Source organism: Microbulbifer regidiadema (SeqCode), assembly GCF_052467605.1.
The window spans coordinates 4,093,298-4,114,829 of sequence record NZ_CP174316.1 but is presented as its reverse complement, the minus strand read 5'-3'; the positions used below and the strand labels follow the sequence as shown (position 1 = coordinate 4,114,829).

General features: G+C 54.9%; 19 protein-coding genes. 13 read left to right on the top strand and 6 right to left on the bottom strand.

Going from position 1 to position 21,532, the window contains the following annotated elements; all coding sequences use genetic code 11:
- The first annotated feature begins 46 nt into the window (after positions 1–46).
- Positions 47–493, top strand: a complete 447-nt coding sequence (gene nirD / locus ACJJIF_RS18635; RefSeq protein ID WP_444929778.1) for a nitrite reductase small subunit NirD — start codon at positions 47–49, stop codon at positions 491–493.
- A complete protein-coding gene (locus ACJJIF_RS18630; protein ID WP_444929777.1) occupies positions 493–3,246 on the top strand; it encodes a nitrate reductase in 2,754 nt (917 codons plus the stop codon). Before nirD ends, ACJJIF_RS18630 begins: the two co-directional genes overlap by 1 nt.
- A gap of 98 nt (positions 3,247–3,344) precedes the next feature.
- On the opposite strand, the gene ACJJIF_RS18625 is transcribed toward ACJJIF_RS18630, so the two are convergent.
- Positions 3,345–4,277, bottom strand: coding sequence for a LysR family transcriptional regulator (locus ACJJIF_RS18625; RefSeq protein WP_444929776.1), 933 nt, complete (start codon positions 4,275–4,277; stop codon positions 3,345–3,347).
- Between the two features lie 248 nt (positions 4,278–4,525).
- Here ACJJIF_RS18625 and ACJJIF_RS18620 point away from each other — a divergent pair, with 248 nt between their 5' ends.
- Positions 4,526–5,137: a LysE family translocator gene (locus tag ACJJIF_RS18620; protein WP_444929775.1), complete on the top strand. Its 612-nt coding sequence runs from the start codon at positions 4,526–4,528 to the stop codon at positions 5,135–5,137.
- A 170-nt stretch (positions 5,138–5,307) separates the two neighbouring features.
- Positions 5,308–6,033 carry a dienelactone hydrolase family protein gene (locus ACJJIF_RS18615; protein ID WP_444929774.1) on the top strand — a complete coding sequence of 242 codons (726 nt, stop codon included), beginning with the start codon at positions 5,308–5,310 and terminating at the stop codon, positions 6,031–6,033.
- Between the two features lie 30 nt (positions 6,034–6,063).
- On the opposite strand, the gene soxR is transcribed toward ACJJIF_RS18615, so the two are convergent.
- Positions 6,064–6,561, bottom strand: coding sequence for a redox-sensitive transcriptional activator SoxR (soxR, locus tag ACJJIF_RS18610; RefSeq protein WP_444929773.1), 498 nt, complete (start codon positions 6,559–6,561; stop codon positions 6,064–6,066).
- A gap of 253 nt (positions 6,562–6,814) precedes the next feature.
- Here soxR and ACJJIF_RS18605 point away from each other — a divergent pair, with 253 nt between their 5' ends.
- From ACJJIF_RS18605 to ACJJIF_RS18595, 3 genes are all read left to right on the top strand, one after another.
- Positions 6,815–8,038: an MFS transporter gene (locus tag ACJJIF_RS18605; RefSeq protein WP_444929772.1), complete on the top strand. Its 1,224-nt coding sequence runs from the start codon at positions 6,815–6,817 to the stop codon at positions 8,036–8,038.
- Between the two features lie 93 nt (positions 8,039–8,131).
- A complete protein-coding gene (locus ACJJIF_RS18600) occupies positions 8,132–9,097 on the top strand; it encodes an ABC transporter ATP-binding protein (protein WP_444929771.1) in 966 nt (321 codons plus the stop codon).
- Positions 9,094–9,855 (top strand): ABC transporter permease, encoded by a 762-nt coding sequence (locus tag ACJJIF_RS18595; protein WP_444929770.1) that lies wholly within the window; start codon positions 9,094–9,096, stop codon positions 9,853–9,855. The genes ACJJIF_RS18600 and ACJJIF_RS18595 overlap by 4 nt, the downstream gene beginning before the upstream one ends.
- A 77-nt stretch (positions 9,856–9,932) precedes the next feature.
- Here the strand turns inward: ACJJIF_RS18595 and ACJJIF_RS18590 are convergent, their stop codons facing one another.
- The gene (locus ACJJIF_RS18590; RefSeq protein WP_444929769.1) at positions 9,933–10,565 is read right to left on the bottom strand and encodes a TetR/AcrR family transcriptional regulator; all 633 of its coding nucleotides are present in this window, start codon (positions 10,563–10,565) and stop codon (positions 9,933–9,935) included.
- Positions 10,566–10,699: 134 nt separating this feature from the next.
- Here ACJJIF_RS18590 and ACJJIF_RS18585 point away from each other — a divergent pair, with 134 nt between their 5' ends.
- Positions 10,700–11,818, top strand: coding sequence for an efflux RND transporter periplasmic adaptor subunit (locus ACJJIF_RS18585; RefSeq protein ID WP_444929768.1), 1,119 nt, complete (start codon positions 10,700–10,702; stop codon positions 11,816–11,818).
- A gap of 119 nt (positions 11,819–11,937) precedes the next feature.
- Positions 11,938–15,057, top strand: a complete 3,120-nt coding sequence (locus ACJJIF_RS18580) for an efflux RND transporter permease subunit (protein WP_444929767.1) — start codon at positions 11,938–11,940, stop codon at positions 15,055–15,057.
- A 65-nt stretch (positions 15,058–15,122) separates the two neighbouring features.
- On the opposite strand, the gene ACJJIF_RS18575 is transcribed toward ACJJIF_RS18580, so the two are convergent.
- Genes ACJJIF_RS18575 through ACJJIF_RS18565 form a run of 3 tightly spaced genes read right to left on the bottom strand, consistent with a single transcriptional unit; the run spans position 15,123 to position 18,463 of the window.
- Positions 15,123–16,025: an MBL fold metallo-hydrolase gene (locus ACJJIF_RS18575; protein WP_444929766.1), complete on the bottom strand. Its 903-nt coding sequence runs from the start codon at positions 16,023–16,025 to the stop codon at positions 15,123–15,125.
- Positions 16,026–16,082: 57 nt separating this feature from the next.
- Entirely contained in the window at positions 16,083–16,982 is a 900-nt protein-coding gene (locus tag ACJJIF_RS18570; RefSeq protein ID WP_444929765.1) for a glycerophosphodiester phosphodiesterase family protein, read from the bottom strand.
- Between the two features lie 59 nt (positions 16,983–17,041).
- On the bottom strand, positions 17,042–18,463 hold the full coding sequence (locus ACJJIF_RS18565; RefSeq protein ID WP_444929764.1) for a hypothetical protein: 1,422 nt from the start codon (positions 18,461–18,463) through the stop codon (positions 17,042–17,044).
- 669 nt (positions 18,464–19,132) lie between these two features.
- On the opposite strand from ACJJIF_RS18565, the gene ACJJIF_RS18560 reads away from it, so the two are divergent.
- Genes ACJJIF_RS18560 through ACJJIF_RS18545 form a run of 4 tightly spaced genes read left to right on the top strand, consistent with a single transcriptional unit; the run spans position 19,133 to position 21,474 of the window.
- Positions 19,133–19,726, top strand: a complete 594-nt coding sequence (locus ACJJIF_RS18560) for a helix-turn-helix transcriptional regulator (RefSeq protein WP_444929763.1) — start codon at positions 19,133–19,135, stop codon at positions 19,724–19,726.
- Positions 19,723–20,151 (top strand): CsgE family curli-type amyloid fiber assembly protein, encoded by a 429-nt coding sequence (locus ACJJIF_RS18555; protein WP_444929762.1) that lies wholly within the window; start codon positions 19,723–19,725, stop codon positions 20,149–20,151. The genes ACJJIF_RS18560 and ACJJIF_RS18555 overlap by 4 nt, the downstream gene beginning before the upstream one ends.
- Positions 20,151–20,570: a curli assembly protein CsgF gene (locus tag ACJJIF_RS18550; protein ID WP_444929761.1), complete on the top strand. Its 420-nt coding sequence runs from the start codon at positions 20,151–20,153 to the stop codon at positions 20,568–20,570. Before ACJJIF_RS18555 ends, ACJJIF_RS18550 begins: the two co-directional genes overlap by 1 nt.
- 31 nt (positions 20,571–20,601) lie before the next feature.
- Complete coding sequence (locus ACJJIF_RS18545; protein ID WP_444929760.1) at positions 20,602–21,474, top strand: CsgG/HfaB family protein; 873 nt, start codon at positions 20,602–20,604, stop codon at positions 21,472–21,474.
- The last annotated feature ends 58 nt before the right edge of the window (positions 21,475–21,532 follow it).

Genomic DNA, 21,532 nt, shown 5'->3' with positions numbered 1-21,532 from the left:
AATCAATCGCCTTTATATCCTTTCCATCCACTGTGAGGAAACTATGATGAGCTCGCCAGCCCCAAAAGAAATCTGCGTAAATTCACTGACCACACGCCCCTCCCAATGGTCACCCATCTGCCAGCGCTCGGATCTGGTTAGCAACTCTGGAGTATGCGCGCTTTGGGACGATACCTGCCGATACCCAAACGCAGCTTTACAGACACTGGCTAAAACTGTCGAGCAAAGCGCTATTGCCCTATTTTTTTTACCCGATCAGGAACAGCAGCTCTACGCCGTTGACAACTGGGACCCAATCGCACAAGCTGGAGTAATTGCACGAGGAATTATTGCGGAACTGGAGGGGGAGCTAACAATCGCCTCCCCACTGTATAAAAACCACTTTCGCCTTAGCGATGGAGTCTGCATGGAAGATAGCAGTATCAGGCTTGCCACCTACCCACTGGCATTGAATGGGGACACGGTTTACATCGGCAAGAATAAGTTACAGTAATGGCAGCACAGGATTTTTTGAGCGCACAGCGCACCTGCACTACCTGCCCTTATTGTGGTGTCGGTTGTGGTGTTTCGGTTCAACGGGAAGAGCGCACCGGCAGCAGTTCAATTAGCGTCAGTGGCGACGCCCAACACCCGTCAAATTTTGGCAAGCTGTGTGTTAAAGGTTCTGCGCTCGGTGAAACCTTCGGTGAGCACGGCCGCCTCTTGCGCCCGCGCCTACACGGACAAGACTGTGATTGGGATAGCGCCCTGTCTTATATGGCCGATGCCTTTAAGCAGACAATTCGCGATCACGGTCCCGACTCAGTCGCTTTCTATCTGTCCGGACAGCTCCTCACCGAAGACTACTATGTCGCCAACAAGTTGATGAAGGGGTTTATTGGCTCTGCCAATATCGACACCAATTCACGGCTTTGTATGGCCTCTGCCGTGGTGGGGTATAAGCGCGCATTTGGTGCCGACGCAGTACCCTGCTCCTATGAAGACCTGGAGCAAGCTGAGCTGATTGTACTGATCGGCTCCAATGCCGCCTGGACACATCCGATTTTATTCCAGCGCATGCAGGCCGGCAGTGCAAAGCTGATCGTCATCGATCCCCGTGGCAGCGCCACCAGTGAGATGGCCGACCTGCACCTGGCGATTAAACCCGGCACTGATGCAGCCCTGTTCAATGGGCTGCTGCGCTTCCTCAGTCGGCACTATTACCTCGATACCGACTACATTAAAAATCATACTCAGGGATTTGCCGACACCTTAGCAGCGGCGCAAGACTGGTCCCCAGAATTAACCGCAGCCACCTGTGGTATCTCCATTGAAGAATTACTGGAGTTTTTTCAGGCTTTTGCCGCAACGGAAAAAACCATCAGCTTTTATTCCATGGGAGTCAATCAGTCCAGCAGTGGCACTGATAAAAATAACTCGATCATTAACTGCCACCTGGCTACTGGGCGCGTGGGCAAAGTGGGCGCGGGCCCCTTTTCCATTACCGGCCAACCCAATGCAATGGGTGGGCGCGAGGTGGGCGGACTCGCCAATACCCTCGCCGCACATATGGAGTTTAATGAGCCGGATATCGAGCGGGTCTCACGCTTCTGGAATTCAGAACGTGTAGCGACAAAGCCGGGGATGAAGGCTGTGGATATGTTCCGCGCGGTGGAGAGCGGAAAAATTAAAGCCATCTGGATTATGGCCACCAATCCTGCCGTCAGTATGCCCGAGGCCGATCGAGTCACCGCCGCACTAGAGAAATGTCCGCTGGTGGTGGTCTCCGACTGTGTTGCCAATACCGATACCGCGCGCTGTGCCGACCTGCTCCTGCCCGCAAGTGGCTGGGGAGAAAAAAATGGCACCGTGACCAATGCAGAGCGCCGCATATCCCGACAGCGCGGCTTTTTACCCCCGCCCGGCGAGGCCCGCCACGACTGGCAGGCCCTGTGCGGACTGGCCCAACACTTGGGCTATGCCGAGCAGTTTAACTACTCCCACCCCGCCGATATTTTTCGCGAGCACGCCGCGCTGTCCGGCTTTGAAAACCAGGGCTCCAGGGCTTTCGATATTTCCGCATTCGCCAATATCAATCGCAGTGAATACGATGCACTGGCCCCGGTGCAGTGGCCAGTCAACCAGGAGCACCCGGGCGGATGTAAACGTCTATTTAGCGATGGACAGTTTTTTACCCCGGACAAGCGCGCGCGCTTTATCCCCATAGCGCCGCAGCCCCCCGAGCAGCAGATCAGCAGCGACTATCCAATATGGCTCAATAGCGGCCGTATGCGCGACCAGTGGCACACCATGACCCGAACCGGACGGGTGCGCAAATTACTCGACCACAGCGAGCTGCCAGAAATTCAAATCAATCCCCAGGATGCCGCCCGCTACCAGGTGAGCGATGAGCAACTCATCTACTTAAACAGCGCTTCAGCGACAATGATCGGTCGCGCCGCTCTCAACGGAGGGCAAAAAGCCGGGCAGGTCTTTGCCCCTATCCACTGGAGTGAAACCTTCTCGCAAAATTCCAAACCCAGTGCCCTGGCAGATTCCTGTGTCGACCCCTATTCCGGTCAACCGGAATTTAAACAGGTTCCCGTCAATATCCGTCCACTGGACGCCAGCTACTTTGCCACCCTGATCTGCACAGAGGAAACTGCGGGCAAATTCTGGGACTGGTTACAGCGCGCGGGCGACAGCAGTATCCTGCACTGGTATCGAGTGCCCCTGGCCAATGGTTTCCGCTATGAGATTACCGCGAGCCACCCTATCCACGGGCGGGAGTTGACCTCCAAGGTACTGGGCGAAGACATCCAGTTATTCTGGCAGGAGTTGCTGACCCCCAAAAGTCAGCGCTGGATTGCCTACGACAACCGCTTAAAACTGCTGGTTTTCTCTGGCCGCGACTGGCATCAACTCCCCAGCCGACAGCACCTGGAAAATTACCTGGCTGTGCCGCTACCGGAATTACCTGGACAACTGCTGCACCCGGTCAAACCCGGTGTGAAGATGGTTTGTACCTGTCTCCAGGTTTCCCGACCTCAGATAGAGGAGGCTATTGCCCAGGGCGTCAACACTGTCGAGGCACTGGGGGAAACCCTTGGCTGCGGTACCAACTGCGGTTCCTGTAAACCGGAAATTGCCAGTATTATCCGCACGGTTAATGCCTCTTCTATGGAGTCAACTCCGGTAAAGCAAGACCCAGCTGAGACAGGCAGAAATATCCAAAGAAATATAGTTCAGGAATTTATTCCGCAGTAAGTTTTAAATTCCCTCTTGAATAAAGGAACCTCTGCCCGCAAATGGCCAACCTTAAGGGCAGGGGCCTCTATCGAACTATTGAGAGCTTTCCAGGAAAATCAATCAAGCACTTCTGCGGGTAGCTTTTGCGCTAAATCGCGAGGATGGCAGGCGGCCAGCTGGGTATCACTAGCGGCCAAATAATCAATCAATTTCTGTATAGGACCTTCAGCGTTCCCATTTGAAGGTCTAACGGCATAGGCGGGTAAATTCGGAAGCTGCCAGTCTGGCAGCAATTTTTGTACATCATCCTGTGCGCTTATTAAAAATCGTGGTGGCGCCGATAGTCCCAGGCCACAGCTCGTCAGTCGATAAGCGGCTTCAACGCTGTCGACAGTCGCGACCGGGGTGTAGCTAACTTCATATTCGCCCTGCTGCCGATGCAGAAATTGCCGGTGATTGGGCCGCATTGTCAGCCCAATCCAAGGCCAGACTGCAAGGTCGCGAGGATGACTCGGAAAACCATAGCGATCCAGCATATCGCCGCTGGCAATTAACACCCGCTCTAATTCAAATATCTTACGCGCTTTCAAATTGCTGTCAGGCATATTACCCAGGCGAATTGCCAAGTCAAAACCACCGCCGATTACATCCTCGTGCTGATCGCTGCATTGAAGTTGTAAATGAATACCCAACTCCCGCCGAACAAAGCCCACTATTTTGCTCAGCAAGCGGCTGTGGATCAAAACGGCGGGGATTGCAACTTTAAGCCGACTGATACTGCGTTCCTCTCGCGCTTTGTATTCTCCGAGACCATCGGCGTACAAATCCAATATATTCTGTGCCGTTTTATAAACCTTTCCCCCATCTTCGGTCAGGGACAATTTGCGGGTATTGCGATACAAGAGCGCAACGCCAAGACTTTCCTCCAACCTCGCCACATAGGAACTAACACTGGCGACAGAGATATCCAGTTCCGAAGAAGCGCCTCTGAAAGAGCCACTTTCCACAACCTTGGCAAACACCAGTAAATAGCGAATATCCTTTAGCACAATAACAGCTCCCTATGAATTCTCTAAAGGTACTTCTGGGTCAGAAGGAAAGGATACACCGCTCTCGCGAAGACCTGTGAATATATTAGTGTTAGCGCCTAATCGGTATCCATGTTTCATGCGGCACACTCGTTCATACCTACTCAAGTAAATTTTTATAAACAATATATTTCAGTTTTAGGTATCTAATCATTTTCCTACCAGGCCATTAAAGTCTCCAAACAATTGATAACTGCCAGGAGCAGCGAATGTCACTACTTCTTGCTATGTTTGGGTTTTCCCTGGCTATGTCCATTACACCGGGGCCGGTGAATATGGTTATCATTTCCTCCGGGGTGAATTATGGATTTATCCGCACTTTGCCCTTTGTATCAGGAGCCACAATAGGCTTTACACTGCTACTTGCGGCTATAGGCTTTGGGCTCTATCAGGTAATAGAAATTTATCCCCAGTTACTACGATATGTTGCGATACCAGGATCAATTTATGTGGCTTATACCGGCTACCAAATAGCGGCTGCACCTACGAATCATGCGGATATTGAGCGGTTACAGGAGCCACGCTTCTACCAGGGGGTTTTATTGCAATGGCTTAACCCGAAGGCCTGGATCGCCTGCCTTTCTGGAGTGGCTATTTTTTCCAGCAGCGATAGCCACAGCAGTTTACTCACATTTATCCTGATTTACTTTCTGATCTGCTACATGTCATTAAGTATTTGGGCACTTGCCGGGGATCGGGCTCAATTATTGCTGACAAACCAATATCGACGCAAAGTATTTAATCACGCGATGGGTAGCCTGCTGATTATTTGCGCTGTATACCTTCTCTACAGTCAGGTTTTTATCCCCCAATCCATTTAAACAAGCCGCGCCCAACAATTAACGCTTTTGCCCACAGAGGCAGTTAAAGCTTTGCGCTTTGCTGCCAGAGGCTGCCTAGAGCCTGCCCACTGGCAACCAGCGGAGTTTGTGCCACGCTTGCGGAGTAACCGAACTCCTTACCCACTTTCTCTATCAGCAGGTGACTCACTATGGAAACGGAAGCGATTAATTACACCGTTAATGGCGACTCCTTTTGCGGCTATCTCGCGTGGGATGCAAATATCAGTGACAAACGCCCCGGAGTTTTACTGGTACACGAGTGGTGGGGCCACAATGCGTTTGTGCGGCAACAGGCGGAAAAACTCGCCAACTGCGGCTATCGCGCCCTTGCGGTGGATATGTTTGGCGCAGGTAAACATACCGACGATCCACAGGAGGCCCAGCAGTTCAGGGATGAAGCACTGAAAAGCCCGGTGGCCCTGGAGGCGCGCTTTCGCACCGCCCTATCTCTGCTTCAGCAACATGCCAGCGTAGACCCAGCGCGTATCGCCGCGCAGGGCTATTGTTTTGGCGGCGGCGTAGTGCTCACCATGGCCCGCCTGGGCCTGGACTTGCGCGGTGTGGTCAGCTACCACGGTGCCCTGGCCAGAAGCACTCCCGCGCATAAAGAGCCGATTAAAGCGGAAATACAGGTCTATACTGGCGGCGCCGATGCCCTGGTTCCACCGGAGCAGGTGGGCGACTTTGTCACAGAGATGCAGGAGGCCGGGGCTAAATTTACCCTGGTGAGCTACCCGGAAGTCCTGCACGGATTTACCAACCCCTGTGCCACTGAGCGGGGGGAGAAATTCGGCCTGCCCCTGGCCTATAACCAGCAGGCGGCCGAAGATGCCTGGCGGGGAACCCTGGCATTTTACGAAAAAATATTTTCGTGACTAAAAATACACTCCCTCCATAAAAGGGGATCAACAACCGCCTTCCCCCAAATCCAGGTAATGGGCTCCGCCGCCCTGCTGCCCCGCCTTGTCACCGGGATTGCGCAAAGGGCATTTCTGCATAGACAGACACCCGCAGCCAATGCAGCCCTCCAGGTCATCGCGCAATTTGGTCAACTGCTGAATGCGCTGATCCAGCTCTTCACGCCAGTGGGAAGACAGCGATGACCAATCCCCCCCAGTGGGCGTGCGCCCATTGGGCAGCTCCCCAAAGGCCTCGCGTATTTCCGACAGGGGAATGCCCGTGCTCTGCGCCACCTTGATAATGGCCACTCGGCGCAGTACATCCCGCGAGTAGCGCCGCTGGTTCCCCGAGGTGCGCCAGCTGCTGATCAGGCCCTTGCTCTCATAGAAATGCAGAGCACTGACCGCTACGCCACTGCGCTCCGCCACCTCGCCAACGGTCAGCTCTCGCTTGATGGACTTTGACTTCGCCGCGCTTTTTCCAGCCGGTTTTACCGTTGCCATAAAAGTGCCTCCCTCTATTGACCTCAATATTAGTTGAGGTTCTACACTGCTGCGCAACCTAATGCAAGCGAGGGAGAAGAGTGATGGAGAGGTATCCGGCAAGCAGAGTTGCACAACCAGGCGAACAGGCCCACCCCCAGCTGTTTTTACCGCTGGTGGTGGCGAGCCAAAACCCCAAATTTGCCGGTGAAATAGGCCGGCGGGAAGATTCTGCCAAGAAGCCCCAGGGCACGCCAAGCCGCAGGCAAGTATTATGAGAGCGCTGGAGAGCAAAATATCCGCTCGGGGTCGTATCACCTTACTGTGCCTGGCCGCACTCACTATTATGTCGGGGGCCACTGTAGCCCCGTCACTGCCGGCGCTACAGCAGTACTTTGCCAGCACATCGAACAGTGACTTGTACAGCCGATTGGTGCTAACCCTGCCCGCGTTAAGTATCGCCCTCTGCGCTCCGCTGGCCGGCTGGATTTCCGATCGCTACGGCCGCCTGCGCCTGCTGCAAGCGGCCCTGGCACTCTATGGGCTCTCCGGTTTCCTCGCCCTGCTTCAGAACAGTCTCGCAGGTATCCTGGCTAGCCGCCTGCTACTGGGTGTTGCCGTGGCCGGCACTATGACCTCTGTAACCGCCTTGGTCGGAGACTATTTTACGCAGCAGCAGCGCTTAACCTATTTGAGCCAGCAGAGTACTTTTATCAGTATCGGCGGCATCGTCTTTCTGACGCTGGGCGGACTGCTGGCAAGCCTGCACTGGCGCGCGCCCTTCGCTATATATCTCGCGGCGCTACTGCTGCTTCCAGCCGTGCGGACTTTCCTGTGGGAGCCCGCGCGAGTAAAGCCTGCCCAGCGCGGCGCCCCGCGACAAGAGAGCCCCGCCGGCCGTCGCGCATTTTATGCCCTGCTGGCAGCGGCGACGTTAAACAGCCTGGCTTTTACCCTGATACCCACGCAGATCCCGTTTTATTTGCGCGAGATAGACGTTTCCTCTCCCAGTGTTATTGCGCTGACGATTGCATCGAGCAATATTATGGGAGCCATTGCCTCACTGCTGGTTTACCGGCGGGCCCGCATCCGGCTGGGAACGCTCGGCGTCTTTGCCCTAAGCTTTACCGCTATGGCCGCCAGCTTTGCCCTGCTTGCCAAGGCGCAAAACCTGATAGAGATAACCACTTGCCTCGCGCTCTACGGCCTGGGAATGGGTACCCTGATACCCCATATCTTTGCCACCGCCTTAGCGTCTGCCTCGGGATCAAAACGGGGGCGCACGGCAGGATTTTTGACCACCGGAATTTTTCTTGGGCAATTTATTTCGCCGTTCATCAGCCAGCCCTGGATTGATCAAATGGGCTATGCCAGTGCATTTTCCTCCACCGCCTTAGCCTTGCTACTCGCCGCTGCTTGTGCGGCGTTAATAGGCGGCATTAAAATAAAAAAGAACGCTCAATCGCATATACTTTCGGGCTGGGGTCAAAGAAACTGATTCCACAGGAAAGGTTTTCTGCCTTTCTGCCCGATAAATCCACCTGATAATACACCGCCAAAGCCGTACGAGTAATTTTGGCAAGGAGAAAAAGTGGAATCGATTATTTCGATCAAAGGCCTGGGAAAAACCTATGCCGATGGGTTTTCCGCCCTAAAAAATATCGATCTGGAAATTCAACGGGGAGAACTGTTTGCACTGCTCGGTCCCAACGGCGCGGGCAAGACAACCATGATCAGTATTATCTGTGGCATCGTCAATCCGAGCTGCGGTGAAGTCACGGTCAATGGTTACAATATCCAGCGGGACTATCGCAAAGCCCGCAACGAAATCGGCCTGGTGCCCCAGGAAATCTCCACCGATGCGTTTGAAACCGTATGGAATGCGGTAAAATTCAGTCGCGGCCTGTTCGGCAAAGCCCCCAATCCCGCCTACCTGGAAAAGATCCTGAAGCAGCTATCCCTGTGGGAGAAAAAAGATAACCGGATTGTGACGCTGTCAGGGGGAATGAAGCGCCGCCTGATGATCGCCAAAGCCCTGTCTCACGAGCCCAATGTGCTCTTCCTCGATGAACCCACAGCCGGAGTCGATGTGGAGTTGCGCCAGGACATGTGGAAGATGGTGCGCGAACTAAAGGAATCCGGGGTAACCGTTATTCTCACCACCCACTATATCGAAGAGGCCGAGGAAATGGCCGATCGCGTCGGCGTTATCAATCGCGGCCAGCTGGTTCTGGTTGAGGAAAAAAGTGCGCTGATGAAAAAAATGGGCGAGAAAGAACTCAGCCTACAACTGCCCACACCACTGCAACAAATTCCCGAGAGCCTTGCCGATCTGCCGCTGAGTCTCAGCAGCGATGGCAACCAGCTGATCTATCGCTTCGATATCAAAAGCGAAGACAGCGGTCTGGCCGAGTTTTTGCGCCGTTTAAATGCCGCCAATATTGAATTCCGCGATTTGCACACCCGCGAAAGCTCCCTGGAGGAGATTTTTGTCAATTTGGTTCACGGTGCCCAGCAGGAACAGGAAGCACTGCCGCACAAGGAGGCACAGGCATGAATTGGTATGGAATCAAGGCAATCTACAAGTTTGAGATGTCGCGCACCTGGCGCACACTGATGCAGAGTATCGCCTCACCGGTGCTCTCCACCTCGCTCTATTTTATTGTATTTGGCGCGGCGATCGGTTCGCGTATGGGAGATATCGACGGGGTCAGCTATGGGGCCTTTATTATTCCCGGATTGGTGATGCTGGCACTGCTGAGTGAGAGTATTTCCAACGCCTCATTCGGAATATTTTTCCCAAAATTTTCCGGCACTATTTATGAAGTGCTCTCCGCCCCGGTATCACCGTTTGAAATCGTGACCGGCTATGTGGGGGCCGCAGCCACAAAATCTATTTTACTGGGGCTGTTAATACTGCTGACCGCACGCTTTTTTGTCGACTACGAAATTGTACACCCCTGGTGGATGCTCGCTTTCCTCGCACTCACTGCGCTCACCTTTAGCCTGTTCGGCTTTATTATCGGCATTTGGGCCGATGATTTTCAGAAGCTGCAAGTAATTCCACTGATGGTCATTACACCGCTCACCTTTCTCGGTGGCGCCTTCTATTCCATCAGTATGCTGCCGGAAGTGTGGCAGAAAATCACCCTGTTCAACCCGGTGGTTTATCTGATCAGCGGCTTCCGTTGGGCCTTTTACGGCGTGGCCGATGTCAATCTGGGACTGAGTGTCGGCATGACGCTACTCTTCCTGCTGTTGTGCCTGACCGCCGTCTGGTGGATTTTCCGCACCGGCTACCGCATCAAAACCTGATAGCGCCCCGCGCTGGAATTTATCCAGCGCGGGCACGTATGCAACTAAAAATGCGCGCGACAACGCAGTAAGCGGCGCTAGTGGTGGGCACACATAAAGGTTCGCACCGCTTTTTGCACGCGCTCGCGGCGCTCTTGCGGCGTCGACATCTGCCGGCAGCCGATCAGTACGCGCATATGATGGCAGCCGAGCAACAGGCCGATAAAATCCTCCGCCGCCACAGCGGGGTCCTCCACCATCAACATTTGCAACTGGTTGGCCCTGCGCAACAGCTGCTCTATCTCCCCCAAAACCCGCTGTGGGCCGGCATCAAAAAACAGCTGGGACATTTCCGACTCCTGCGATGCCAGGGCGCACAACAGCCGTAACAGACGCACGCTATCCTCGCTCTCCACCATGCCCAGGAAGGCATCGCCGATACGCTCCAGTACCTGCTCCACCGCATCCCCCTCTTCCAGGGCAAAGATCGGCAGGGGCATCATCATTTCACAGCGAGAGGCAATCGCCGCACTAAAAAGTGTCTCCTTGTCGGAGAAGTGGCTGTAGACCGTGAGCTTGGAAACTCCCGCAGCCGACGCCACCGCATCCACGCTGGTGGCGGCGAAACCGCCGGATAAAAACAGATCCTTGGCGGCATCCAGGATGGCCTGGCGTTTCACCGGGTCCTTGGGGCGACCGCGCGGGGCGGCCGTCTGGGTCTGCTCAGACATGGCTCTCCATATACTAGACTCTGTAGTTCATTAAATATACTATACTCGCGAGTATAACATTAATGGCCGCCAGGCCATGCTTGACCCAGTCACGGATCTACCTCGCCGCGCCAGCGCCGGGGAAGGAAGCCAATATGTACCGAATACTAACCCTCGCTGCGCTTTCACTCAGCTGTTTACTGAGCGCCTGTGCCCCCTCTGAATCCCAGGAAACAGAAACCAAGCCGCGCCCCGCCGTTATGGTGCACCCCACCCCCGCCAGCGCCCAAACCGATGTCTATCCCGGTGAAATCCGCGCCCGCTTCGAGCCGGCCCTGGCCTTCCGCATCGGTGGAAAAATCCAGCGGCGCCTGGTGAATGTGGGCGACCGCGTAGAACAGGGCCAGCCCCTGGCGGAGCTGGATACCGAAGACTTGCTGCTGCAATTGGACTCCGCCCGCGCCCGTCTCACCTCCGCCGAGGCGGACCAGCGCCTGGCGAGCAGCGAGCTGGCGCGCCACCGCAAGTTGCTGGAAAAGCAACTGGTGAGCCTCTCCCAGTTCGATACGGTAGAGACCCAGTTTGAAGCCAGCGAAGCGCGCCTACAACAGGCCAAAGCGCAGCTGGATGTGGCCCGCAACCAGGCCGCCTACGCCGTACTCAAAGCGCCGGAGAGTGGCGTCATCGCCCGTCGTATGGCCGAGGCCGGACAAGTGGTCGCCGCCGGACAGGGCATTTTCGCACTGGCGGCCGACGGTGAGCGCGAAGTGCGTATCGACCTGCCGGAGCAGTCCATCGGCCGCTTTAAAGTGGGCCAACCGCTCACGGTCGAATTGTGGTCCCAGCCGGGCGAGTCTTTCCCCGCCCGTATCCGCGAACTGTCACCGGCTGCCGATCCCGTATCCCGCACGTTTGAAGCCAGAGTCGCATTCGAGCATAAGGTCAGCGGTGCTGAAATCGGCCAGAGCGCGCGGGCATTTGTGCCCAGGGCGGAACAAACCGAGGTGCTGCAAGTCCCCATGTCGGCGGTCAGTGCCGACGATGGCGCCGCATTTGTATGGGTGCTGAACCCACAGACAAAAACACTGCACAAAACCCCGGTTAGCCTGGGCCCCTACGGTGAAGAGTTTGTCGCGGTATTTTCCGGGCTGAAGCGCAGCGATTGGATCGTGGCCGCAGGTACCCATCTGTTACAGGAAAATATGCTGGTGCGCCCGGTGGATCGCATGAACCGCCCCATTGGCCAGGCACTCTCCCTCGCGCAGCAGAAATAAATAGCCGGCGCGGGAAACTTCCCCCCTTCCCGCGCACAATTATCCCGATAAAGCCTCAATAACAATTTCCAAAGTGTGGCCGCGATCAGCAGAGCCACCCTTGAAACAGAGAAACTGCCATGGGTTTTAACCTTTCCGAGTGGGCCTTAAAAAATCGCCCGCTGGTGCTCTACGCCATGATCGTCCTGGGACTGCTGGGAGCTTTCTCCTACACCCAGCTGGGACAAAGTGAAGATCCCCCCTTTACCTTTAAGGTAATGGTGATCAATACCGTCTGGCCCGGTGCCAGTGCCGAGGATGTGTCCCGCCAGATTACCGAGCGGGTGGAAAAGAAATTACTGGAGACCGGTGATTACCAGCGTATCTCCTCCTTTTCCCGCCCGGGGCAATCCCAGGTATTGTTTGTTGCCCGCGACGATATGCACTCGCGGGATATTCCCGATCTCTGGTATCAGGTGCGCAAAAAGGTGGGGGATATTCGCCACACCCTGCCGCCAGATATTCAGGGTCCCTTTTTTAACGACGAATTTGGCACCACCTTCGGCAATATTTATGCCCTCAGCGGCAGTGGCTTCGATTACGCCCTAATGAAGGACTACGCCGAACGCCTGCAACTGGCCCTCCAGCGGGTTAAGGATGTGGGCAAGGTCGAGCTGCTGGGCTTGCAGGACGAAAAAATCTGGGTGGAGATTTCCAATACCAAATTGGCCTCCATGGGCATCCCCCTGTCGGCGATACAAAACGCCCTGCAAGCCCAGAACCAGGTGACCGATGGCGGCTTTGTGGATACCGTCAGCGACCGCGTGCGCATCCGTGTGAGCGGCCAGTTCACCTCGGTCAGTGAAATCCGCCAGTTCCCCATCAGCGCCGATGGCCGCACCCAGCGCCTCGGTGATATCGCACAGATACACCGCGGCTTTAGCGACCCGGCCCAGCCGCGTATGCGCTTTATGGGGGAGGATGCCATCGGCCTCGCCGTGTCGATGAAAGAGGGCGGGGATATTTTAAAGCTGGGCAAGGCCCTCGATGAAACCTTCGCCCAACTACAGCAGGACCTGCCCATTGGTATGGAGCTGCACAAGGTCTCCGACCAGCCGGCGGCGGTAAAACGCGGCGTTGGCGAATTCCTGCAAGTGCTGGCCGAGGCCCTCGGTATCGTGCTGCTGGTGAGCTTTTTCTCCCTCGGCAGCCGCCCGGGATTAATTGTGGCGCTGTCGATTCCGCTGGTATTGGCGATGACCTTCGCGCTGATGCACTACTTTAATATCGGCCTGCACAAGATTTCCCTGGGAGCACTGGTACTCGCCTTGGGCCTGATGGTGGACGACGCCATTATCGCGGTGGAGATGATGGCGATAAAAATGGAGCAGGGGCTCAGCCGGCTAAAAGCCGCCGGCTTCGCCTGGACCAGCACCGCCTTTCCCATGCTCACCGGTACCCTGATTACCGCCGCCGGATTTTTGCCTATCGCCACCGCCCAGTCCGGCACCGGTGAATACACCCGCTCGATTTTCCAGGTGGTCACCCTGTCGCTGATCGTGTCGTGGATTGCCGCTGTGGTCTTTGTGCCCTACCTGGGCCACTACCTGTTGCCGAACCTGGCGCGACACGGCCACGGCGGTAAAGTGGAAGACCCCTACCAGAAACCGTTTTACCAGCGCTTCCGCCGCTTTATTACCTGGTGCCTGCGCCACCGCAAAACAGTGATCGCCGCCACCCTGACGATTTTTGTCGGCTCCCTCGCCCTGTTCAAACTGGTTCCACAGCAGTTCTTCCCCTCCTCCGGGCGCCTCGAATTGATGGTGGACCTAAAGCTGGCTGAAGGTGCCTCGCTAAAATCCACCGAGCAGCAGGCCAAGCGACTGGAAGCGCTGTTGGCGCAGAACGATCAGGTGGAAAATTACGTGGCCTATGTGGGCACCGGCTCACCACGCTTCTACCTGCCCCTGGACCAGCAGCTGCCCGCCGCCAGTTTCGCCCAGTTTGTTGTAATGACCCGCAGCGTCGAAGAGCGCGAGCAGGTGCGCAGCTGGCTGATCAACACCATGAAGGAGGAGTTCCCCACCCTGCGCAGCCGCGTATCCCGCCTGGAAAACGGCCCACCGGTGGGCTATCCGGTGCAGTTCCGTTTATCCGGTGAACATATTCGCGAAGTGCGCGGACTGGCCCGGGAAGTGGCCGAGCGCCTGCGCAGTAATCCACAGGTAACCAATGTACACCTGGATTGGGAGGAGCCGAGCAAATCGATCAACCTCAATATCGACCAGGACCGCGCCCGCGCCATGGGGGTCAACAGCGCAACCCTGTCCCAGGCGCTACAGAGCTCCCTGACCGGTATCACCGTAAGCCAATACCGGGAGGATAACGAGCTGATCGATGTGCGGGTGCGCGGCAATGAAGACGATCGCTATGCCCTGCGCCAGTTGGGCAACCTCGCGGTACAGACCGACAGTGGTCGCAGTGTGCCGCTAAACCAGATTGCCACCCTGGAATACGGCTTTGAGGAGGGCATTATCTGGCACCGCGACCGCCTGCCCACCGTCACCGTTCGTGCGGATATTTATGGCGACGAGCTGCCGGCGACTGTGGTCAATGCCGTGTGGCCCCAGCTGCAATCCATTCGCGATAAATTGCCGCCGGGCTATTTGCTGGAGGTGGGCGGTACCGTGGAGGAATCTGCGCGGGGACAGAAATCGGTCAATGCCGGTATGCCGCTATTCGTGCTGGTGGTCTTTACCCTGCTGATGTTGCAACTGCGCAGCATGTCCCTGTCCACCATGGTATTTCTTACCGCACCTCTGGGCCTGATTGGCGTGACCCTGTTCCTGCTGCTGTTTGGCAAGCCCTTTGGCTTTGTCGCCATGCTCGGCACCATTGCCCTGGCCGGGATGATTATGCGCAACTCGGTGATTTTGGTGGACCAGATTCAGCAGGATATCAGCCAGGGCCTCAGCCCCTGGGATGCAATTGTCGAATCCACTGTCAGGCGCTTTAGGCCGATTGTACTGACCGCGCTGACGGCGGTATTGGCGATGATTCCGCTATCGCGCAGTGACTTCTTTGGCCCTATGGCAGTCGCCATTATGGGGGGATTGATTGTCGCGACCGGACTCACCCTACTGTTCCTGCCAGCACTCTATGCCGCCTGGTTCCGAGTGCGGGAAGAACACAATGAAGAGGTGGTGGAAAGTAACCCTGAGTTTGGCCGGCCCATGACCCCGAGTGCCACTACAGAATAAAATCACTGGCTAATCCAACAAAAAAGGCGGCGCAGGTTTTCACTGCGCCGCCTTTTTTTTATTTTCTAAGATTGTGTCAGAGAGTCGTACACAATCCCGGTCCAAATATCCGGTGTCATAAATCCCTGGCCATATTGCGCATCGAACTCCGCCGTGGGTTTTGCCGCAATCACTTCCTGGCGGGTTTTACCTTCATCCACCAGCGCTTGCACCTTGTCCCTAAGCCCCGCCAGTATATTGCGCTGCTGTTGCAGTTCCGCCCGATTGCTGAGGGGACCGTGGCCGGGAATAATTTTGGTGTCCTCCCCCGCCATTGCCAGAGCGGTATCCATTGCCGCAATCACGCCGTCTACCGAGCCGCCGGAAGAGAGGTCGATAAAGGGGTAGTTGCCGTTAAAATAAATATCGCCCATATGAATCACATCGGCTTCGGCAAAATGCACGATGGAATCACCGTCGGTATGCGCAGGCCCCACATGTTGGACTCTTACCCGATCGCCATTCCAATAAAAGGTCGTGGCATCGGTAAAGGTGATCACCGGCAAAGCCTCTGTTGGCGAGGGCTCCACCTTGCGCTTAAACACCTCGATAAACTGCTCGGTGCTCAGCCGTTTGCGCACATTTTCGTGGGCCACAATCAGGGCACTACTTTTACCCAGGTTTTCATTGCCGCCGGTATGATCGCCATGCCAGTGGGTATTAATCACAAAACGCAACGGTTGCTCAGCTAACTGAGCAACGGCCTGTTGAATTTTTGCAGTCAAAGGCGCGTACTGATCATCCACCATAAAGGTGCCGTCCTCACCCACCAGTACGGCAATATTACCCCCGGCGCCTTTGAGCATATACACATTGCCAGACACCGGCTCAGTACTAATTTCCACACTGGCAAAGCGATCCTGTGCAGAGCTAAAAGATACGGCCAATACAGCAACCGCCAGAGCGGCGCAACGCGCTAAATTCTTCATAGAGACTTCCCGTTGTTATTATTAATTTTTTTAACCGCTGGCAACTGAGTATTTTATTCAGGCCGCCTGTTTCAATAGAGCCTGTCGCTGCTGCGCCAACATCGCCATCAGCAGATCCGGCCGGTCGGTGACAATACCGTGTACGCCCAGATCAATATAGCGCCGATAGTTCTCCGCACCATTTACCGTCCACACGGCTAGGTGTACCTTTTTCCTGTTCGCCGCACGCACCAGGCTTGCGCTAACCACGGGAATACCGCTCTGTTCCATGGGTAGCTGCATCGCGCTGTAGCTTGGGCACAGCAGTTTCTCGGCACGCAATAACTGCGCAAGATAAAACACCAGCGCCTCCAGCGTCGGCGAACCTGTCGCCACCTGAGGACAGAGCCGGCGAAACTCGTTGATCACCCCCTGGTGAAACGACGAAACAACCACCTGCTGCTGTTTTTCACTGTCCACCAATACATCGCGCAACACTTTTGCCGCGCGATACTGGCGGCTCTTGAGTTCCAATATCATCGGCATATCCCCCACCATTGCCAGCGCCTCTTGCAGAGTAAGCACCCGCTGGGGGTTATCCCGATAGGGGTAGTGCTCCCCATCGCGAGTCCAGAAGTAGGCAATATTCAGCTGGCGCAACTGCTCAAGCGTCTTGTCCTCCACCAAGCCCGCGCCATCGGAGAACATTTCCAATTCTCTGTCGTGAATGAGTACTAAATGGCCATCGGCGGTAAGCCAGAGATCTATCTCAATAGCATCCACACCCAGCTGAACCATTGCCCCAAGGTAGGCCGCCGTATTTCCCGGGTAGAGACCGTTACCGCAGTCGTTGCCGTGCGCAATCACCATAGGCCCCTGCCCCTGTGGGAACCACAGGGGACCGGGTTTACCCGGCGCCGAGCGCGCGTAGAGGAAGAGGACTAGCAGCACAATTAAAAAAAATAACAACCAAAGCATGCTTCAGCGCCCCTAATTTTTTGCAAGTTTTCTTATTCAATAGGACTGCCCGCGCCCTATCACACTTTTTCCGTCACCGGGGGCGCAGCCCCCACGGCAATATCCACGGAACCAGGCGAACCCTTGTCTAGCGATGCCTGTGCGGCGCCCTGTTGACGGCGCAAATACAGCGCCTGCAACCACAGCGGCACAAAAATAACGATATCGTAGCAACGGTTAACCAAGACTCCCAAATGCAGGGAAACCATCGCCAGAAAACGCAGAGCCGATACCGTGCCGCGCAGGAACAGCCCCAGGCCAATACCCATCACCGTGCGCGCCGCGCGGATAAACTGCTCCAGGGGAATCGCCAGAAATGCCAAAATCAAGGGAAGTACAAAGCCCAGCCCCATCTGTGCCAGCGGAATGGACCAGAGCGGCTCAGAACCCGGTAACGGCTGGTGCAGTATCCACTCCCGCGAGAACGCCAGATTCGCACCGATTGCAGCCAACAGCAGTAAGAGTGCCAGGGCTACCCCCAGCAATCCCCTGCGCCGACCCCGCCCCAGAGCACCCACCGAGGGGAACATAGCGGTGACCTGAAGACACTCCATAATCACCAGCCCCAACGCGACCTGCAAAACGATAATCACCGCCGCCGCAATACTGGCCAGACTATAACCGCCGAGCGTCGCCTCAGCGCCCATTACCGCCGCCATCGGCTGTGCCAATAAGTGGAAATTAATCAGGGCTGCGGCAATAGCAATAGCCAATACCAGCGAGGCGCTCAGAAAACGACTGAAAGAGGAGGAGGACAGTAAATAAAGACTTCTGTCCGTTTCCTGCAAGATATCCTCGTAGCGCGCCATATGGCCATCCAGCGCTTTGGCCCGCCGGATAACCGATTGTATATTTTTATTAATACGCCCCAGGGTAGAGAGCATTGCACGCCAGCGGGGCAGCATGCGTTTGAGCAGCTGGTGTCGCTCCCGCGTGGACTCCCGATAGGACTCCAGCGCTTTGGACTCGGCCTTGCGCACAGACTGGTTAATGGTATCGAGAACGTCGGCTATCACCGGGTCCTCTGCGGCGGGAATTTCCGCAACCGCGCGAATCGCCCGGGCCCAGTTAGAGGGCTCCGGCGCTAGCTCCGCACTGCGCACATAGTCCTCATCCAGACTGCTGAGCTGTTCGCAGAGCTTTCGATGTAGTGTCGGATAGAGTGCCAGATCCCTCTGTACCGTTTGCTCGATACGCTCAAACTCCCGCTCGATACGCCGCTCTGCTGCATCCCGGCCCTCAGCAAAAAGTACTTGCCGATTGCGTTGCACCAGGCGCCGCTCGGCAGAATCGATACTGTTCGCGATAAATCGCAGTGCCCGGTGCCCCAGACGCGCCAGGGAATAAACTGCGCGGTGTAGCGGCTCGCGGGCCACAAACAGTAGCACCAATCCCAGGATACTCCACAGCCAAAGCGGTAAACCCTGCATTAATTGATTCATAGCTCCCCCTCAAGCAGTCCAGCTGACCTCCATCCTAACAGCTGCCGACAACACATTCGCCCACAAAATCACAGTTTGTACCTGTGTGCGGCGATATGCTCCCCGGGAAAATGTGCCCCAAGGTTATAAAATAGCGGTAAAACCGACAGCAGAATTATCCCGCCGTTCGTATCGACATCGATATTGATTCCCTATGCTGGAGAGAGTGACAGTCGGGCCCCTCTCGACTAGTCACTATTTTTTATTCACTCTATAAACTACAAAATAACGGGACCTTTGCGCCCTGCGCCAGTCTATTCCGGTACAGAAAAAAACAGTATTCACAAGGTGCGCGCCGTCAAAAACCTAAATTTTGCCTTCCTTCCCATTTCCCCCATCCCCTCAGCCCCCACTTCGCGGAAACAATTCACCCCAAAAACAGAAATTACCCGCAAAAATAAATAAGGCACATTTTTTCCTGAGCGTTATTTACCTGCGTCTACACTTCAAACTAAATTCTCACTAATTGAGTATTTTGCCCTAACACGTTGCAAATTATTGCCGTTTAACCCCCGCGCCTTCACAACAGATAGAGCGGGACAATTGTGCAAACCCAAACGACAGGAGTCGACAGAAGTTCAGCCTCTTTTTAAGAGGCACCCATCTGTATCAAGGAGAGGTTCGAGGTATATGCCGGTTCTTTTTTTTAGCAATTCCGGCCTTCAAGGCGATCTATTGTTTTCACTGTTTTCCAAAGCGATACCCATACCCTGGGAAAAGTCCAGCATAGGAAAACAAAAAAACTGCCTACAACACTATCAAGCTATCGTAATAGACTGCTGGAAAATCGAGGTAAATTCTGACTCCAAGCAGTTTCTGTCAGATTTAAACAAGATTAATCACAGCAAAGCTCTACTGATCAATCTCCCCCCCAACCTACCGGTACATATATCGGAAAAGTTACGCCAGAGAGGCTTTCACCTGCTCTGCGACAGTAATAGCAGTCAGGAAAATCTGCTGCAAAAACTGGGTATGGCCATCCACAGCAACGAAGGGCGGCGGCCCAGTCGCCGCCCGCCGCCCTCGCCTCTCACCCGCAGGGAACAGGAAATACTCGGGCAACTCACCACTGGTGAGCCCAACAGTGTGATCGCAACAAAATTACACCTGAGTGAACACACGGTGAAAAACCATATGTACAACATTTTCCGAAAAATTGGAGTAAAAAATCGCCTGCAAGCCAGCAATTGGGCCAAGCTCAATCTCCAGGAAGAGAGGATATGAGACTCCCCCTACTGATATTGACACTGTGTACATCCCTGGCCTTTGGTCAGGGTGACACAGCTGTACCCCCGGCAGATACCGACTCGGGAAAACTCGAAGATGAAATCAGTGGATTTAATATCGACCGCACAATAACCCGTACCGGGCACGACTTTGCCCGCTATATGAGCGAGTACCGAAATCTCAACTACCCGGATGCCAGTTATAACTTAACGATTTATGAAAGACCTTCGGCGCGCTGGGGAAATCTTATTTGGGTCACCTATAACGACAAAATTGTTTTTAGACGTTTTATCAGCCCGAGCACCAACAATATTCATCGCCTGGCCGATGAAGCCGCACAGCACATTCACCAGCAAGTGCTGCAAAACCGCGTTCGCAACTCTCTCTCAGATAACTTTGATTTGGGTAAGGATGAATTCTAATGAGGATAAAATCACTGCTAAGTACCACCGTTTGTTCTCTGGCCGCGCTCTCTTATTACCACAGCGCTGCTACAGAACTTATCTACACACCGGTGAATCCCAGCTTTGGTGGCAACCCACTAAACGGCACCTATCTACTACAAAATGCCCAGTCGCAGGACACCCACGAGGACCCGGATACGCCCGACAGCCTCTATGAACAGCCCAGCGCCCTGGACCGGTTCAGCGACTCACTGGAGACCCGCCTACTCAATCAACTGCTCACCGACGTAGGTGACGGCAATAGCGGCGAGCTGGTGACAGACGATTTTATTGTACAAATAATCGATGTCGACGGTGTGCTGACAGTGCTGATTACCGACCGCAGTACCGGCGATAAAAGCGAGATCGTTATCAGCGGGCTCAACCCAACCAACTAACGAACCGATAACTCTAAAGGATTATTTGGCAATGCGTAATGCAATAAAAAAAGCGATAGCTTTGCCCATCGTTACAACGCTGATGACACTGAGCGGCTGCTCTGCGGTAAAAAGTGTTAGCGATGCGCTTTTTGGTCCAGGCATAACGGACGCAATGCTCACCCCGCGAAAAAATACCTACCGGGACCTGATTAATCTCCCGGAACCGAGAGGTAAAATACTGGTAGCGGTGTATAGCTTTCGCGATCAAACCGGTCAATATAAGCCCTCGCCGAATAGCAGCTTCTCCACCGCTGTGACCCAGGGCGGTGCGGCGATGTTAATGGACGTGCTAAATGAGTCTGGCTGGTTTATTCCGCTAGAGCGGGAAGGCCTGCAAAACCTGTTAACCGAGCGCAAAATCATCCGCGCAGGGCTTACCAAACCAGATATTCCCGTCAACAACAGTGCGCCACTCCCCACTTTGGTCGCCGCCAATGTCCTGCTGGAAGGCGGCATTGTCGCCTACGATCAAAATATTCAAACCGGGGGTGCCGGCGCCCGCTACTTCGGTATTGGCACCGATGAGCAGTACCGGGTCGATCAGGTAACGGTCAATTTACGGGCCGTTGATATTCGCTCGGGCCGTGTATTGCACTCGGTGCTCACCTCAAAAACCGTTTACTCCAAGGCAATTAGTGCCGATGTATTCCGCTACGTGAAGTTCCGCCGCCTGCTGGAACTGGAGGCGGGCACTACCTATAACGAACCCGCACAGCTTGCTATGCTTTCAGCGATGGAGTCTGCGGTGATTCACTTGATCAGTGAAGGGATAGTCCACAACTCCTGGGCACTGGCCAATCCAGATGAAATTGAAAATCCTATATTGCAGTACTACCTAAACGATAGCACTGTCATTATGTAGCCCTCGGCATCACCTTCAGGGCTTATACAACAGATCCGTATTTTCAAGGTTTTAAAAA

What these genes read in the sequence shown, in the direction of transcription:
- nirD (WP_444929778.1), top strand. Translation starts at nt 47, where the DNA reads ATGAGCTCGCCAGCCCCAAAAGAAATCTGCGTAAATTCACTGACCACA.
- ACJJIF_RS18630 (WP_444929777.1), top strand. Translation starts at nt 493, where the DNA reads ATGGCAGCACAGGATTTTTTGAGCGCACAGCGCACCTGCACTACCTGC.
- ACJJIF_RS18620 (WP_444929775.1), top strand. Translation starts at nt 4,526, where the DNA reads ATGTCACTACTTCTTGCTATGTTTGGGTTTTCCCTGGCTATGTCCATT.
- ACJJIF_RS18615 (WP_444929774.1), top strand. Translation starts at nt 5,308, where the DNA reads ATGGAAACGGAAGCGATTAATTACACCGTTAATGGCGACTCCTTTTGC.
- soxR (WP_444929773.1), bottom strand. Translation starts at nt 6,561, where the DNA reads ATGGCAACGGTAAAACCGGCTGGAAAAAGCGCGGCGAAGTCAAAGTCC.
- ACJJIF_RS18605 (WP_444929772.1), top strand. Translation starts at nt 6,815, where the DNA reads ATGAGAGCGCTGGAGAGCAAAATATCCGCTCGGGGTCGTATCACCTTA.
- ACJJIF_RS18595 (WP_444929770.1), top strand. Translation starts at nt 9,094, where the DNA reads ATGAATTGGTATGGAATCAAGGCAATCTACAAGTTTGAGATGTCGCGC.
- ACJJIF_RS18590 (WP_444929769.1), bottom strand. Translation starts at nt 10,565, where the DNA reads ATGTCTGAGCAGACCCAGACGGCCGCCCCGCGCGGTCGCCCCAAGGAC.
- ACJJIF_RS18585 (WP_444929768.1), top strand. Translation starts at nt 10,700, where the DNA reads ATGTACCGAATACTAACCCTCGCTGCGCTTTCACTCAGCTGTTTACTG.
- ACJJIF_RS18580 (WP_444929767.1), top strand. Translation starts at nt 11,938, where the DNA reads ATGGGTTTTAACCTTTCCGAGTGGGCCTTAAAAAATCGCCCGCTGGTG.
- ACJJIF_RS18575 (WP_444929766.1), bottom strand. Translation starts at nt 16,025, where the DNA reads ATGAAGAATTTAGCGCGTTGCGCCGCTCTGGCGGTTGCTGTATTGGCC.
- ACJJIF_RS18570 (WP_444929765.1), bottom strand. Translation starts at nt 16,982, where the DNA reads ATGCTTTGGTTGTTATTTTTTTTAATTGTGCTGCTAGTCCTCTTCCTC.
- ACJJIF_RS18565 (WP_444929764.1), bottom strand. Translation starts at nt 18,463, where the DNA reads ATGAATCAATTAATGCAGGGTTTACCGCTTTGGCTGTGGAGTATCCTG.
- ACJJIF_RS18560 (WP_444929763.1), top strand. Translation starts at nt 19,133, where the DNA reads ATGCCGGTTCTTTTTTTTAGCAATTCCGGCCTTCAAGGCGATCTATTG.
- ACJJIF_RS18555 (WP_444929762.1), top strand. Translation starts at nt 19,723, where the DNA reads ATGAGACTCCCCCTACTGATATTGACACTGTGTACATCCCTGGCCTTT.
- ACJJIF_RS18550 (WP_444929761.1), top strand. Translation starts at nt 20,151, where the DNA reads ATGAGGATAAAATCACTGCTAAGTACCACCGTTTGTTCTCTGGCCGCG.
- ACJJIF_RS18545 (WP_444929760.1), top strand. Translation starts at nt 20,602, where the DNA reads ATGCGTAATGCAATAAAAAAAGCGATAGCTTTGCCCATCGTTACAACG.